The 13,924-nt window shown below is 48.8% G+C and carries 11 protein-coding genes; 7 read left to right on the top strand and 4 right to left on the bottom strand.

The window, feature by feature from the left end:
* Positions 1–33 precede the first annotated feature (33 nt).
* The 3 genes from BTV99_RS05565 to BTV99_RS05555 are packed head-to-tail and all read left to right on the top strand — an operon-like array spanning position 34 to position 3,529.
* Positions 34–1,959, top strand: coding sequence for an ABC transporter ATP-binding protein (locus BTV99_RS05565; protein WP_075101382.1), 1,926 nt, complete (start codon positions 34–36; stop codon positions 1,957–1,959).
* A 44-nt stretch (positions 1,960–2,003) separates the two neighbouring features.
* Positions 2,004–2,894, top strand: coding sequence for an alpha/beta fold hydrolase (locus BTV99_RS05560; RefSeq protein ID WP_075101381.1), 891 nt, complete (start codon positions 2,004–2,006; stop codon positions 2,892–2,894).
* Positions 2,895–2,911: 17 nt separating this feature from the next.
* Positions 2,912–3,529 (top strand): alpha-ketoglutarate-dependent dioxygenase AlkB, encoded by a 618-nt coding sequence (locus tag BTV99_RS05555; protein ID WP_075101380.1) that lies wholly within the window; start codon positions 2,912–2,914, stop codon positions 3,527–3,529.
* 35 nt (positions 3,530–3,564) lie between these two features.
* On the opposite strand, the gene BTV99_RS05550 is transcribed toward BTV99_RS05555, so the two are convergent.
* The 3 genes from BTV99_RS05550 to BTV99_RS05540 all read right to left on the bottom strand — a co-directional run bounded on the left by BTV99_RS05550 (position 3,565) and on the right by BTV99_RS05540 (position 6,725).
* A complete protein-coding gene (locus BTV99_RS05550; protein WP_075101379.1) occupies positions 3,565–4,572 on the bottom strand; it encodes an NADP-dependent oxidoreductase in 1,008 nt (335 codons plus the stop codon).
* Between the two features lie 113 nt (positions 4,573–4,685).
* Positions 4,686–5,441: an endonuclease/exonuclease/phosphatase family protein gene (locus BTV99_RS05545; protein ID WP_075101430.1), complete on the bottom strand. Its 756-nt coding sequence runs from the start codon at positions 5,439–5,441 to the stop codon at positions 4,686–4,688.
* Positions 5,442–5,612: 171 nt separating this feature from the next.
* Entirely contained in the window at positions 5,613–6,725 is a 1,113-nt protein-coding gene (locus BTV99_RS05540; RefSeq protein ID WP_075101378.1) for a hypothetical protein, read from the bottom strand.
* A 497-nt stretch (positions 6,726–7,222) separates the two neighbouring features.
* Here BTV99_RS05540 and BTV99_RS05535 point away from each other — a divergent pair, with 497 nt between their 5' ends.
* The 4 genes from BTV99_RS05535 to BTV99_RS05520 all read left to right on the top strand — a co-directional run bounded on the left by BTV99_RS05535 (position 7,223) and on the right by BTV99_RS05520 (position 10,997).
* A complete protein-coding gene (locus tag BTV99_RS05535) occupies positions 7,223–9,406 on the top strand; it encodes a M3 family metallopeptidase (protein WP_075101429.1) in 2,184 nt (727 codons plus the stop codon).
* Positions 9,407–9,664: a YheV family putative metal-binding protein gene (locus tag BTV99_RS05530; protein WP_075101377.1), complete on the top strand. Its 258-nt coding sequence runs from the start codon at positions 9,407–9,409 to the stop codon at positions 9,662–9,664.
* A 141-nt stretch (positions 9,665–9,805) separates the two neighbouring features.
* Positions 9,806–10,411 (top strand): hypothetical protein, encoded by a 606-nt coding sequence (locus BTV99_RS13425; protein ID WP_075101376.1) that lies wholly within the window; start codon positions 9,806–9,808, stop codon positions 10,409–10,411.
* A gap of 22 nt (positions 10,412–10,433) precedes the next feature.
* The gene (locus BTV99_RS05520) at positions 10,434–10,997 is read left to right on the top strand and encodes a hypothetical protein (protein WP_075101375.1); all 564 of its coding nucleotides are present in this window, start codon (positions 10,434–10,436) and stop codon (positions 10,995–10,997) included.
* A 209-nt stretch (positions 10,998–11,206) separates the two neighbouring features.
* Here BTV99_RS05520 and pnp read toward each other — a convergent pair whose 3' ends face one another.
* A complete protein-coding gene (pnp, locus tag BTV99_RS05515) occupies positions 11,207–13,309 on the bottom strand; it encodes a polyribonucleotide nucleotidyltransferase (protein ID WP_075101374.1) in 2,103 nt (700 codons plus the stop codon).
* Positions 13,310–13,924 lie beyond the last annotated feature (615 nt).

Genomic DNA, 13,924 nt, shown 5'->3' with positions numbered 1-13,924 from the left:
TGGCGTACTGCTATTGATGTTTTATCACTGCCTATGAATGCTCTATTTCGCTTTTTTGAAAACCGCTTACCGGCCTTCCCCACCACCCCCATGCCGCTGCCCTCGCCTCGTGACGGTATGCTACAGTTTTTGTGGGCTTGTACAAAGGGACTGCGCGGCTGGCTGCTGCTGTTTATGGTGTTATCAGCAGGCATCGGTATCTATGAAGCGATGCTGTTTGCGTGGATTGGCGATATCGTCGACTGGCTTGGCGTCTATACGCCGCAGAACTTATGGCTAGAAAAAGGCGATATGCTGCTGCTGATGCTGGCGGTGATGATTGTCAGCCCGTTTTGGATTGCTTTATCCTCGTTTATTCATTTTCAGACCTTGCAAGGCGTGTTTCCCATGCAGATGCGCTGGCGTTTTCATCAGCGTATGCTTGGGCAGTCCATGCAGTTTTATCAAGACGAGTTTTCTGGACGCGTCTCGGCCAAGGTCATGCAGACCGCGCTTGCGGTGCGTGATACGGTGATGACCGTCACAGATATGTTTATGTATGTCACCGTATATTTTGTGACCAGTGGCATTATTTTATTTAATTTAGACAGCTTACTATTGATTCCCTTTATCCTGTGGTTTGGGCTGGTGGCGCTGGCGATATGGTATTTTATTCCAAAGCTCAAACAAACCGCCATCGTACAAGCAGACGCGCGCGCGTTGATGACGGGTCGTATCACCGATGCCTATGCCAATATCATGACCGTCAAGCTGTTTAGCCACTCACGCCGAGAGCTTGGTTATGCCAAAAACGCCATGGGGCAGTTTTTAGGAACGGTACATGCGCAGATGCGCTGGGTCAGCTATTTAGAGGTCTTCACCCATCTTATCAGTGTGATTTTGGTCAGTAGTACCGCAGGGATTGGCCTGTATCTATGGCAACAAAGCGCGGTCGGGGTCGGGGCGATTGCCGCGGCGACGGCGATGGCGCTACGGCTCAATGGCCTGACGCGCTGGATCATGTGGCAGACTGCCAGCCTCTTTGAGAGTATCGGCACGGTACAAGACGGCATGCGCACGCTATCCGCGCCGCAGACGATCGTCGATAAGCCAAACGCAGCTGCACTAAGCGTCACCGAGGGACATATCGTCTTTGATCATGTCGACTTTAGCTATGAGAATGAAGACCACGATACCCATCACGCCACCGATAAAACGTTTAAACCGTCGGTAGCGACCACTGACATGGCGCAAGACAACTCGGTCAAGCTGCTTGATGACTTTTATTTGGATATCAAACCAGGAGAAAAAATCGGCTTGGTCGGGCGCTCAGGAGCGGGCAAATCCACGTTGGTCAACTTGCTGCTGCGCTTTTTTGATGTCGATCGCGGCAAGATATATATCGATGGTCAAGCGATCGATGACGTCACACAAGACTCTCTGCGTCAGCAGATCGGTATGGTGACCCAAGACACTTCACTGCTGCATCGTACCGTACGTGAAAACATCGCTTATGGCCGTCCCGACGCCTCTGATGAAGAGATTATCCATGCCGCCAAACAAGCCCAAGCATGGGACTTTATCAAAGACTTATATGACGATAAAGGCAATACAGGTCTTGATACTCAAGTGGGTGAACGTGGCGTCAAACTCTCTGGCGGTCAACGTCAGCGCATCGCCATTTCTCGTGTTATGCTAAAAAACGCGCCGATCTTGTTATTGGATGAGGCCACCAGCGCGCTTGACTCTGAGATTGAGTTTGCCATTACCGAGAGCCTCAACGATATCATGACCGGCAAAACTGTGATTGCCATTGCCCATCGCCTCTCTACCATCGCCGCGCTCGATAGGCTGGTGGTGATGGAAAAAGGCCGAATCATCGAGCAAGGTAGCCATGACGAGCTGTTGGCACAAGGCGGCGTCTATGCGCGCTTGTGGCAGCGTCAAAGCGGCGGGTTTTTGGGCGAAGACACCCCCTAGACCGCCATCATCATAAAAATAAAACATAAGGAAGTGGGCAGTTTATGGAAGCCTTTACCCATCGTATCAACTTAAGCGGCAAACAAGCACGCTACTACGACCTTGGCAGTCTCAACCCATCAGTAGCAGCAGAGCACAACAAACGTGCGCCTGCGCACTTTTATGGGGGCAACAGCTTTACGGTCGGTACTTATACGCCGCTGCTGCATGAGCTGGCAGCAGCGTTTGATATCAGTGCGCTTGCCCTACGCGGCTACTGGTACGATAAGCCGCAAAAACGCCGCCTCACTCGTGAGCAAGACGCTGAGCTATTGATTGAATTTTTGGAGCGCACCCAAGATCGGCCTGTGGTTGGTATCGGTCATTCGCAAGGTGCCACTGCCACCGCCATGGCCGCCGCCAAACGCCCAGATTTATTCTCCCAGCTGTATCTGATAGAGCCGGTCACCTTTACCAAAAACCAAGCGCGGCTATATAACTTATTGCCGCGGCGGTTTTTGCTCAGTCGAGAGCCATTTAAAAGCACGCTGACCAAACCCGCTATTTGGGCGAGCGTTGATGCGTACTATCAAGCCCTACGCGCCAACCGAGCCTACAAACGCATTAGCGATGCGCATTTATACGTGTTTGCTGAGCAAAGCTTGAGCGTCAATGCTGATGGTAGCCACACGCTGATGTTTGCCCCAGAGCAAGAGCTTGCCAACTATTTTGGTGCGCCGCATATCGACACCGCTCTAAAAAAACTCCGCTGCCCTTATACACTGATCACGGGTAAGCCAACCTTATTTATCAGCAATAAAGTCCGTAAGCAGTGGCAAAAATTTGTCCCTGCCGACAGTATCATCTCTTTGCCAGATTACGGCCATCTTTTGCCAATGGAAGCGCCCAAACTGTGCGCGCAAATTATCAATGAGCATTATGAAAATAGTCACTAAACTAAGCAATATAAGCCATGAGCGACCTTTTTGCCCCTGCCCCAACCGATAACTTACTGCCTTATGATGGTAGGGTAAATGACTTCGGCCGTATCATCGAGGATGATTGCCAGCTCTACGATGCATTATTGGCCGAGCTACCATGGCAGCCTGATAGCGTGACCTTATTTGGCAAGACGCACATCACCACTCGCCAAGTGGTATGGATGGGTGAAAAAGATCTGAGCTATCAGTACTCAGGGCATACCCGTCACAGCCTGCCATGGTCAGATACCGTGTTTCACGTGAAACTTCATATCGAACAGCAACTATCAAGCATCGGTATTGATGTCAGTTTCAATTCTTGTCTGCTCAATTATTATCCGACAGGTCATGATGGTATGGGCTACCACGCCGATGATGAAAAAGAGCTGGGCGCGCGGCCTGTGATTGCTTCTTTATCACTGGGTGCCACACGCAAATTTGTTTTTAAGCACAAAAAAACTCAAGACAAAGTCGCGCTTTATCTTGAGTCCGGTCAGCTAATCGTCATGCATGGCGAGACGCAGCGCTTTTGGAAGCACAGCATCACTAAGACAAAAACCGTCGCCGATGGGCGCATTAGCCTAACCTTTCGGCACATACAGTCAATTTAACGAATATAACTGCATGGGTATGGCTAATCGGTTTTTTATTTTACTTGTAAAACTATCTTGCCAAAGGCATCGCCTTTTTGTAGCTCATGATGCGCCGCCACCACTTCCGAGAGTGGGTAGACGCTTTGAATCTTTAAGCGTAACTTTCCATCAGCGATGAGCTGTAAAACGCGCGCCATATCATCACCGCTGCGCTGCGCTTTGTAGCCTGTGACCGTTAGCTGCTTTTGCTCACCTGCTGCTTTGAGTTTATCAACCCAGATAGTCGGCAACACAAAAACCCGAGCCGCAGGCTTGAGCACGCTCAGCGCTCGTACGCCTGCCTCATCACCGACCAGATCCAGTAGCACATCAGCTTGCAGATCAGGAAACGCCGCGTCTTTGGTATAGTCAATCCAGCCTGCCAGCTTGTCTTTATCGATTAAGTCTGCAAGCCTGTCATACTTCTCAGGTGAGCAAATGACCGTGACCTTGATATCGTCGTTGTCTACTTTATCCATCAATAGCTGTATCGCTAGGTGCCCCACCCCGCCTGCGGGTGCATTGATGACGACGTGCTGGCCTTTTTTGATATCAGCAAACTCAACAAACTGTAGCGCGGTTTGGCCAATACAAGGCAGTGCGCCTGCTTGCTTTAGTGTGACAGGGTTGGGCACTTTGGCCAGCAGTTTGGCATCTACTGCCACATATTCAGCGTAGCAGCTGCCCTCAAAGCTCAAAGCCGCCACCTGGTCACCGATGGCAAATTTATCACTACGGCTATCTACCACCGTACCTGCGACATCGAAACCCAAAATTGCTGGCTCGTTTTTATCAAACTTATTGTTTTGAATAGCCTCTGCACCCCAGCCTTTGCCTTGACGCGTCTTATAATCGACGGGGTTTATCCCTGCATACGCCACTTCGATCAAAACTTGCTCGTCTGCCAACGATGGCATCGCCACCCCGTCTTGATACTGCATCACCTCAGGTGCACCAAACTCTTTGATGAGGACAGCGTGCTGCGTGGTTGGCAGTGGTTTTTCGGTTGTTAAATTAGACATGGTATATATCCTTATTCGTCTATTGATTAAAGTATTTTTGGCTTTTTATACATACGTTTATACACGTACTCATACATCAGGGTCGGTGTCGTAATTCTCATAAGCTGCACCCGCTATAAGGTCAGCTCAGCACTGAGCGGCAGATGATCAGATAGGGTCGACCAAGGCTTGCCCGTGTGCACCCATGCGTCTTTGACCGTCAGATTGCGCACATAGATGCGATCTAAGCTGAGGACTGGTAGCTTGGCTGGAAAGGTGGGCAAGAGCTTGCCATGACAGTGCTTAAAGGCTTCTGTCATGCCGAGGCTGGCCGCCAGCTTATCACAAGACATTTTCTTCCAGTCATTAAAGTCCCCGGCCAAAACCAGAGGTTGGTCGTCATCGATTTCGTTACGTACATAGTTGGCGATGGCCTCGTACTGTTTGATACGGTCGCGCTCAAACAAGTTTAGGTGTGCGCACAATACCACCACTGGCCGCTCCCAGCCGACGGGTTGTACTTCACAGTGGAGAACGCCGCGCTGCTCTAGCTTATTGACGGTGATATTGACGTTATGCTTTGGGTCTAAGGGGAAGCGGCTGAGCACCGCGTTGCCATGATGGCCATTTTCGTACTCTGAGTTTTTGCCGTAGCTGTTTTGTAGTTTTAGGTACTCGCCAAACCACTCGTGCTGAGACTGGTCAGGGTACTCATTGTATTGCATATTGCGCTTTAGGTTTTGACCCTGCACTTCTTGCAAACACAGCACATCAGAACCTATGATATCGAGCGCTTGCGCGATGCCTTGTATTTTGACTTGGCGATTCATCGGCGACATGCCTTTATGAATGTTATAGCTGGTTAAAACAAAAGAAGTCGTGGTAGTCATAGGTTTGGTCATAAACTCAGTATGTAGGATAAGGGCGGCATGGTCTGCGGTGAGCCAAAACCGACGTAAAAAGAGCATTGATTCGTTGTGAACCAATGCTCTTATGTTATACCTAACTGCCGCCGATGGCTAATGCGTCATCGTATAACGCCAGTATCTGGCAGCCCCGGTTTAGTAGCGAGTCACCAGAGCAATCGGTTGGTCTGCACCCATGATATCTTGTGGCATAAACACCGCTTTACCACCATTATGGATGACATGCTCAATGATCTCACCGATGGCATCATCCGTCACGCCATCAGCAGCTGGGTCGTCTGCGAGGCTCAGGGTCTGCGCTTGTTCATCTATCTGTGCAGGTTGGATATAACCGCGGCGGACATAGAGGGTCTCGCCCACGCCTTGATAGGCACTGCGATAGACTTCTTGCAAGTCAGTCTGGAGCATACTGGCGCCACGTGCTTTATCTATCTCACCGAGGGCTTCTTGATGTAGCGACGAGCGATAGCCCTCGACCGCTTCTTGTACGCTATCGATGATATGCTGGGCGCTGCCATCTTCTAGGTTGGTCGCATTGGTGACGGTAGCAATGATGTTGTCAGGACGATCACAGACTTCTTTATAGTAGCCGATGTTTTTGGCATCACCCACGATGACCAGCGGCATTTTATTATCGCCCCACAGCTCTTGCACGCTTTTATCGACTTGATTAAAGAACTCTTTAAGATAGCTGCTTTCGTTGTTTGATGAGCGATCTGAGCCACCATCGCCTGTGGTATAGGGGCCATTATTTTCTACAGGAAATGGGATATTTTCCATGTTGTTTTGAGCATCGTCATCTTTATCAAACTCTCTGATGACACGATCGTTCGAGGCTTCGATGAGACGCGCATGTTCGCGGGTTAGCACCACGGTGTAGTAGTGGACGGCACTTGCCATATCACGTACTAGATCACGGGTGGCAAAACGATCTGAGATAACGACGCGCTCTTGGGTATCGATCGGCATACGGATGACTTTTACATCATCGGTGCTGGCAAATATCGCTAAGGTGTCAAGGTTATAGTTGTGATTGAGCTCTTTGGTTTTTGCGTAGATATTGTCCAAAATAGCAGTAGCCGTACGCTTATCATGCTCGCTATTTAAACGCTCTTCGACGACTTTTAATTGGTTTTTTAGGGCAATAGGGTCTTGATCGTTGGCAGGGTGCTCACGATGCGTTTTTACAAAGATACTGACCGCAGGGTTGGCTTTGGTTTCACGTAAGCTCTTTAGAGTTGCTTTCATATATTGCTCCTTGTTTTATTATGATTTCACGGCTTTTTAGTATTCATTAAACCTAATATTTTTACACTTAGTATTTATTAAACGATGTTTTCTATTAAAAAAACTGCTTAGAAAAAACATCCGCTTAAAAGACAGAGCTGTTTGTTTTTATGTTGTACTGCTTGTCATGCCTATGCTGATAGTCCATTACCTTGATGCTAACAGCTAAACCTCACGCTCTATAGGGTGAATTTGCAAGCAAATGATAGCGCTTTGTAAGCGAAACACTCTTTATTGTATAAATCATTGTATATAAAACCACCTGACTCAAAAAAAGCCGCCCTGCTTACACCGTTTGCGATTTTGCACTGTTTGCGGTATGACTGGCGCGTAGGTTGTATTTTTGGCAAACGAACCCATCTTTTATACAGCTTATAAATAAAACAATAAGGCCGCCTACACCACCTCATGCCAAACGCATGATTGTCAATTATTCATATCAGATACCGGACGCCACTATGACAGCCATTTCTCCAGCATTACACCTTGTCGATTTTGACAACGTCTCACCCGCCACTCTACAAGACCAAGTCCGCAGCGCCATTGATGCGGCCAATGCTTTTTTAGATACGATGCCAGATTTAGACTCCCTGCCAGCTGACCGCCAAATCAGTGCTGAGCAAGCACTGGCAGATGTGATGAGCTTTGACCATATCAATCTGGCGTTGGACCGCAGTTGGGGGATTTTGTCGCATCTAAATAGCGTGATGAGTAATGATGATATCCGTCAGGTACATCACGAGCTGCTCCCCAAGCTTTCCGCTTATGGCACACGCGTCGGCCAACACCAACCGCTCTTTGGCCGTTATCAAGCCATCAAAAATGACACAGCGTTTTTTGCAGCGCTTGAGCCTGCGCTCGCACGGGCGATTGAGCTGGCACTGCGTAGCTTTGAGCTATCAGGCGTGGCATTGCCAAAAGAGGAGCAAGCGGCTTTTGCTGATATTCAAAGCAAGCTCTCAACTTTATCTGCGACGTTTTCAGACCATATTTTGGACGCCACTCAAGCCTATGCTCTGCCGCTTAGCCAAACGCAGTTGGCAGGGTTAACCGAGAGTGGCTTAGCACTGCTAGCAGATGCAGGTGAGCAATATAAAGCGCGTGAGCTGGCTCGTGGTACGCTCTTGCAGGCCGATGTCGATGCACTACCGACGCCTTATTATGTGGCCAGCTTAAACATCCCGGTATATTTGGCCATCATGACCCATGCCGACGACCGCGATTTGCGCGAGACGCTATACCGCGCGTATGTGACCCGTGCCTCAGAGTTTGACACGCATACCAATGCCAAAGGCGAGTCGCTAAATAACGCGGATATCATGAGTCAGATTTTGCAGCTGCGTGAACAAAAAGCCAAGCTGTTGGGTTTTGATAATTATGCAGAGGTTTCTTTATCGACCAAGATGGCGGACAGTGTGACGGAGGTCGAAGACTTTTTGCGCAACTTGGCCACGCAGGCCACGCCAGCGGCGCAGCAGGACTTAGCGCAGCTACAGACATGCGCCCAAGACTACGGCATTACTGAGCTACAGCCATGGGACAGCGCTTATATCGCCGAAAAAGTCAAACAAAGCAAGTTTAGCTTGTCGCAAGAAGAGATCCGTCCATATTTCCCCTTACCAAAGGTCATCAGCGGCTTGTTTGCAATCGTTGAGCGCTTATACGGTATCAAGGTACAAGAGCACAGCGAGTCGGTGTCGCGCTGGCACGATGACGTGCGTTTTTATCAGTTGTTTGATGCCGATGATACATTGCTTGGAGGGTTTTACTTCGACTTGTTTGCTCGTAGTGGCAAGCGCGGCGGCGCATGGATGAGTGGCTTTCAGTCGCGCTATCGTCATGAGGCCGCAGAGCATCAGCAGCTACCAGTTTGCTTTATGGTTGGCAACTTCACCCCTGCCTTAGATGGCAAGCCAAGCCTATTGACCCATGATGAGGTATTGACCTTATTTCATGAGTTTGGTCACGGTCTCCATCATTTATTGACCCAAGTGACGGTCGGCGATGTGGCTGGGGTCAATGGGGTTGAATGGGACGCCGTCGAGTTGCCCAGTCAGTTTATGGAAAACTGGGCATGGGACAGCGAGGGCATCGCGCTGATTAGTAGTCACGTCGATACTGACGAGCCACTACCAACCGATAAGCTTGATGCTCTACTGGCGGTAAAAAACTTTCAAAGCGGCATGCAGACCTTACGTCAAATCGAGTTTGCCTTGTTTGATTTGCTGATTCATGCACACACGCCAGCACTTGATTATGAGGGTATTTTGGCGACACTAGATGCGGTACGTCGTGACGTCGCTCTCATGCATACCCCCGACTACAACCGTTTTGCCAATGGCTTTAGTCATATCTTTGCAGGCGGCTATGCGGCTGGCTACTATTCGTACAAATGGGCAGAGCTACTCTCTGCCGATGCCTTTAGTAAGTTTGAAGAAGACGGTATCTTTAACCCAATCACCGGTAAGGCGTTTCGTGAGACGATTTTGTCGGTCGGTGGTAGTTTCCCTGCCAAGACCAACTTTGAAAACTTCCGTGGCCGTAGTGCCAGTATTGATGCGTTATTGCGCCATAGCGGTTTTGTCGCGACTCAAGGCATGCAAAACACCGATACTACTCACAGCACGCGCGAGGGCATCTAAATGCGTTATCAATCATCAACCCCCAAGCGCCGATTTTTAGCAGGCGTTCGTTGCCCTAAATGTCAGGCGATGGATGCGGTGGTGCAGGTAAATATCGTCACGCCCGTAGCTGATGAATATATCGAGTGTACCCAGTGCGGGCACACAGAGCGCCGTCCAGACCCTGATGCCATCAGTGCCAAGACCCATGCCGAAGACCAGCTCGCTCGCGATGCCATGGCGACAGGCACCAGCGGGACAGTGAAGTTTAAGCCCTAAACGGCACATATCGCTATTTGATGATAGCGATGTGTTTTATTCTTTAACGGTGTTTTAAGCCTATCTTTTAATAGATAGGCTTTTTATTTTGAGTTTGCTATAGTATGGCCTCTGATATCTTTGACATAAATCGACCAAAGTATGAAAAACAAAAAACCGCACCCTTTATTAAATAAGCATCTAAACAACAAGCCCTCTAAATCGCACTCAAAAGCCGCAGTCGCTGTGATATTGGTTTTGCTTGTTGCAGCTTTTGGTTACTTTATTTGGACGCAGTCTCAGCCTAAAGTAAGCGAGCCTATCGACCAATCCTCGTCGGCCTTAGCTGAACAGACTAAAACAACAAATACGGTAGCGTCTCCCGATGTCTCATCAGATGATATAAAGAGCGATATAGAAAAGAGTGATGTAGAAGGTAGTATAGATGACACGGCTGATGATGGCACCAGCCGTGATAATGATACGATAAATACCGAAAACAATAGCACTGCGATGGCCAGCAGCCAAATACCAGATCCAAAAGCCATCCTACAAGCACCGCTACCACAGAATAATAGCTTAGCAAAAGAAGAGATTGATCGGTTAGAAGATGAGCGCCAACGTCTCGCCGAGCAAGAAAAACTCGCCGCTGAGCAATTAGCAATGAATAAAAAACTTGCAGATATGAAAGCAGAGCAAATCGCTCTACTCGAACAGCAAATCGCCCAGCTAGAAGCGGATAACGCCAGCAAAACCACTGAGCAATAAGGATTTTTTTAAGGGGCTGATCATGGCAAGCATCCAACTCACTCACGCCCCTATCTTAAATAGTAGCGCGCAGCTGCTTATCCTGCCTGTCAATACTGCTGGCATTTTGTTAGACCCTATTCTCGCGCGCGCCAAAACGCTGTTTCCTGACAACTACCAGCACTATCATCGTGCCTGCCGCGACGGTAGCTTGCACGTGGGCAGCTGTCTTTTGCATAAGCGCATGCGCGAGCAAGCGGGACTTGCAGCCAGTAGTAATGGCAATCAGCCAAGCCACATTGCCAACCTTGTGATATCAGACCATCCCTACCATTCGGCTCGTATGCGCTGGCTGACTGCCGCGTTGATACAGCTACGTGAGCAGCTGATACCATTGATACGCTATCACGGAATGCGTAGGGCCGCTCTTCTGGCCCGTCCCCTAATTTATGATACTACGCGGCAGCACTCACCTGCTACCGCGCATTTAGCAAACGCCGTACCGCCAGATTGGGCTACAGAGACATTACCGCTTTTGATGCAGCATTTACAAGATCTGCCCAAACTGCGTGTCGATGTACACGTCCCCAAGCATTTTGACATTTAAGCATCCATTAAAACAATCTGCCAAATAGCATCCGTGCTTGCTTAAGTCTAACCGACACACCAGTCGACACCAGCAACATGTATATTGATTGTGTTGTATGAGCTATCGGCTTTATAACGGCCAAAAAAAACCGCCTTAAGCATTCATAAAGAACAACTTAAAGCGGTTTTGGGTGTTTATAAAACGCATCACACGTTTATAACGACAGCTTAGTTTTGCTCAACACCCTTCATGGTTAGCTTGATGCGACCACGGTTGTCGACGTCTTGAACCAAGACATTGACTGCCTGACCTTCGCTCAGATAGTCTGATACGCTCTCGACGCGCTCTTCTGCGATTTGTGAGATATGCACAAGGCCATCGGTGTTTGGCAGTACATTGACAAAGGCACCAAAGTCTACGATACGGGCAACCGTACCGGCATACGTTTTGCCTACTTCCACTTCAGCCGTCAACGCTTCGATTTTGCCAATTGCCGCTTTGGTCGCTGCTTTATTTTCACCAAAGATACGAATCGTACCACCGTCATCGATATCGATGACTGCGCCAGTCTCTTCAGTCAACTGACGAATCATCGCGCCGCCTTTACCGATGACATCACGGATCTTGTCTGGGTTGATCTCGATGACCGCGTAGTTTGGTGCATGCGCGTTGATTTCAGTACGGCTTTGCGGCAAGACTTTATTCATCGCCTCAAGGATATGAATACGACCAGCATGCGCTTGCTTTAGCGCTTGCTCCATGATGTCAGGGGTGATGCCTTCGATTTTGATATCCATCTGCAGTGCAGTGATACCGTCTTTTGAGCCCGCCACTTTAAAGTCCATGTCGCCCAAATGATCTTCATCACCTAAGATATCTGATAGAACAGCAAAGCGATCGCCTTCTTTTACCAGACCCATGGCAATACCTGCCACAGGGGCTTTTAGAGGCACGCCAGCATCCATCAATGCCAAGCTGGCACCGCACACAGACGCCATAGAAGACGAACCATTTGACTCGGTAATCTCTGATACCACACGAATGACGTACGGGAAGCGCTCGCTGTCTGGTAGCATGGCTTGAACACCGCGGCGCGCTAGGCGACCATGACCGATCTCACGGCGCTTAGGGATACCTTCACGGCCTGTCTCGCCGACAGAAAAGTGCGGGAAGTTGTAATGCAGCATGAAATGATCACGAATCGTACCGCTTAGTGAATCAATCATATTGACATCACGGCTGTTACCCAACGTCGTGGTTACTAGCGCCTGCGTCTCACCACGCGTAAATAGCGCAGAACCGTGGGTATAAGGCAATACGCCAACTTGCACGTCTAACGCACGCACGGTCTCAAGGTCACGGCCATCAATACGCGGCTTGCCTGATAAGATATTGTCACGAACGGTGCGGTATTTCAGATCTTCGTAGATGTCTTTTATCTCAGAGACTTTGCTGTCGTAGTCTTCTGATTCGCTATCCCCTGCCAGCGCTTCGATGGCAGCATTCTTGATGTCATCAAGTTTGCTATAGCGATCTTGTTTGTTGGTGATGGTATAGGCATCAGCCACTTGCTCACCAAACTGCGATTTCATGCTACTCTCAAGCGTCTGATCTCGCTCAGGTGCCGCAAACTCTTGCTTGGCAGTGCCGACTTCTTCTGCCAAAGAGGCGATATTGTCGATGACGATTTGCTGCTGCTGATGACCGTATAACACAGCGCCCAACATCTGATCTTCTGACAGCTCTGCGGCCTCAGACTCTACCATCAATACTGCTGACTTGGTACCGGCAACCACCAAATCCAGATCACTACTCTCTAGCTGCTCAAGCGTTGGGTTGAGTACATATTCACCATTGATAAAACCAACACGCGCTGCCGCGACAGGGCCATTAAATGGCGCATCAGAGATAGCAAGCGCCGCTGACGCACCGATAAGCGCTGCAATATCAGCAGACTGAGTCTTGTCTGATGACACCACGGTGGCGGTAATTTGGATTTCGTTTACATAACCTTCAGGAAACAACGGGCGAATCGGACGGTCGATAAGACGCGAGGTAAGGGTTTCAAACTCGCTAGCGCGGCCTTCACGTTTGCCATAAGCGCCTGGGATTTTACCCGCGGCATACATTTTTTCTTGATAGTTTACGGTGAGCGGAAAGAAGTTTTGACCTTCTTTGGCTTCTGATTTTACTACCGCTGCTACAAGGACAGTCACCCCGCCCATATGAACCAAAATAGAGTTGGCTTGACGAGCCACACGTCCTGTTTCGATGACAACCTGCTGGTCGCCATACTGAAATTCGCGCTTAATAGTATTAAACATTGTCATATAATCTTCCTAATGTTGACTGACAAAAACTAATATCAGCATCGTATAAAGCTGATATCTGTCATTAAAATTCTTTGAATATAGCCGTTCGCTGACTGACATCGTTTGCTATGTCATCGCCGCGGCGGCATATCTCATTACGATCTTTGTATCCATGCCTGCCACAGATATTTTGCTGGTATGTATATGTGGCTGTGCAGATGTGGTCTTACTATCGTTTGATCGATCTATTATCTAAAACCAATGCAGCGCGCTTAGCTGCCTGCATCTTATGCTACCTTGTGCAATATATTTATGATGACTGCCTTATTGGCACTCCCTGCATAAACACCCTACCCACTGGCAAGTCCTCTATCTAACAACCGCTAAGCCATCAAGTTAACAATGCATTATTTTACAGTGATTTGTGGCTATTGACCAATCAATTACAAAACGGTACGTCCACCGCTGATGATCGACCATTATCACTATAACAGACAGTAAGAATAACACACAGCACACGTGCCACACGCATCACCGATGCAGACAGTATTACTTCTTAACTTCTTATAAATAAGCATAAAAAAACGGCGTGAAACTATTCCACACCGTTTTTAGAAAAATCTATTGTATCGA

The sequence above is a fragment of the Psychrobacter sp. Rd 27.2 genome (assembly GCF_001921755.1).
GTDB classification, from domain to species: Bacteria; Pseudomonadota; Gammaproteobacteria; order Pseudomonadales; family Moraxellaceae; genus Psychrobacter; species Psychrobacter celer.
This window is presented reverse-complemented; position numbering and strand designations above follow the sequence as displayed.

Excerpts from the sequence above, each read along its gene's own strand:
- BTV99_RS05565 (WP_075101382.1), top strand. The coding sequence starts at position 34 with ATGAATGCTCTATTTCGCTTTTTTGAAAACCGCTTACCGGCCTTCCCC.
- BTV99_RS05560 (WP_075101381.1), top strand. The coding sequence starts at position 2,004 with ATGGAAGCCTTTACCCATCGTATCAACTTAAGCGGCAAACAAGCACGC.
- BTV99_RS05555 (WP_075101380.1), top strand. The coding sequence starts at position 2,912 with ATGAGCGACCTTTTTGCCCCTGCCCCAACCGATAACTTACTGCCTTAT.
- BTV99_RS05550 (WP_075101379.1), bottom strand. The coding sequence starts at position 4,572 with ATGTCTAATTTAACAACCGAAAAACCACTGCCAACCACGCAGCACGCT.
- BTV99_RS05545 (WP_075101430.1), bottom strand. The coding sequence starts at position 5,441 with ATGACTACCACGACTTCTTTTGTTTTAACCAGCTATAACATTCATAAA.
- BTV99_RS05540 (WP_075101378.1), bottom strand. The coding sequence starts at position 6,725 with ATGAAAGCAACTCTAAAGAGCTTACGTGAAACCAAAGCCAACCCTGCG.
- BTV99_RS05535 (WP_075101429.1), top strand. The coding sequence starts at position 7,223 with ATGACAGCCATTTCTCCAGCATTACACCTTGTCGATTTTGACAACGTC.
- BTV99_RS05530 (WP_075101377.1), top strand. The coding sequence starts at position 9,407 with ATGCGTTATCAATCATCAACCCCCAAGCGCCGATTTTTAGCAGGCGTT.
- BTV99_RS13425 (WP_075101376.1), top strand. The coding sequence starts at position 9,806 with ATGAAAAACAAAAAACCGCACCCTTTATTAAATAAGCATCTAAACAAC.
- BTV99_RS05520 (WP_075101375.1), top strand. The coding sequence starts at position 10,434 with ATGGCAAGCATCCAACTCACTCACGCCCCTATCTTAAATAGTAGCGCG.
- pnp (WP_075101374.1), bottom strand. The coding sequence starts at position 13,309 with ATGACAATGTTTAATACTATTAAGCGCGAATTTCAGTATGGCGACCAG.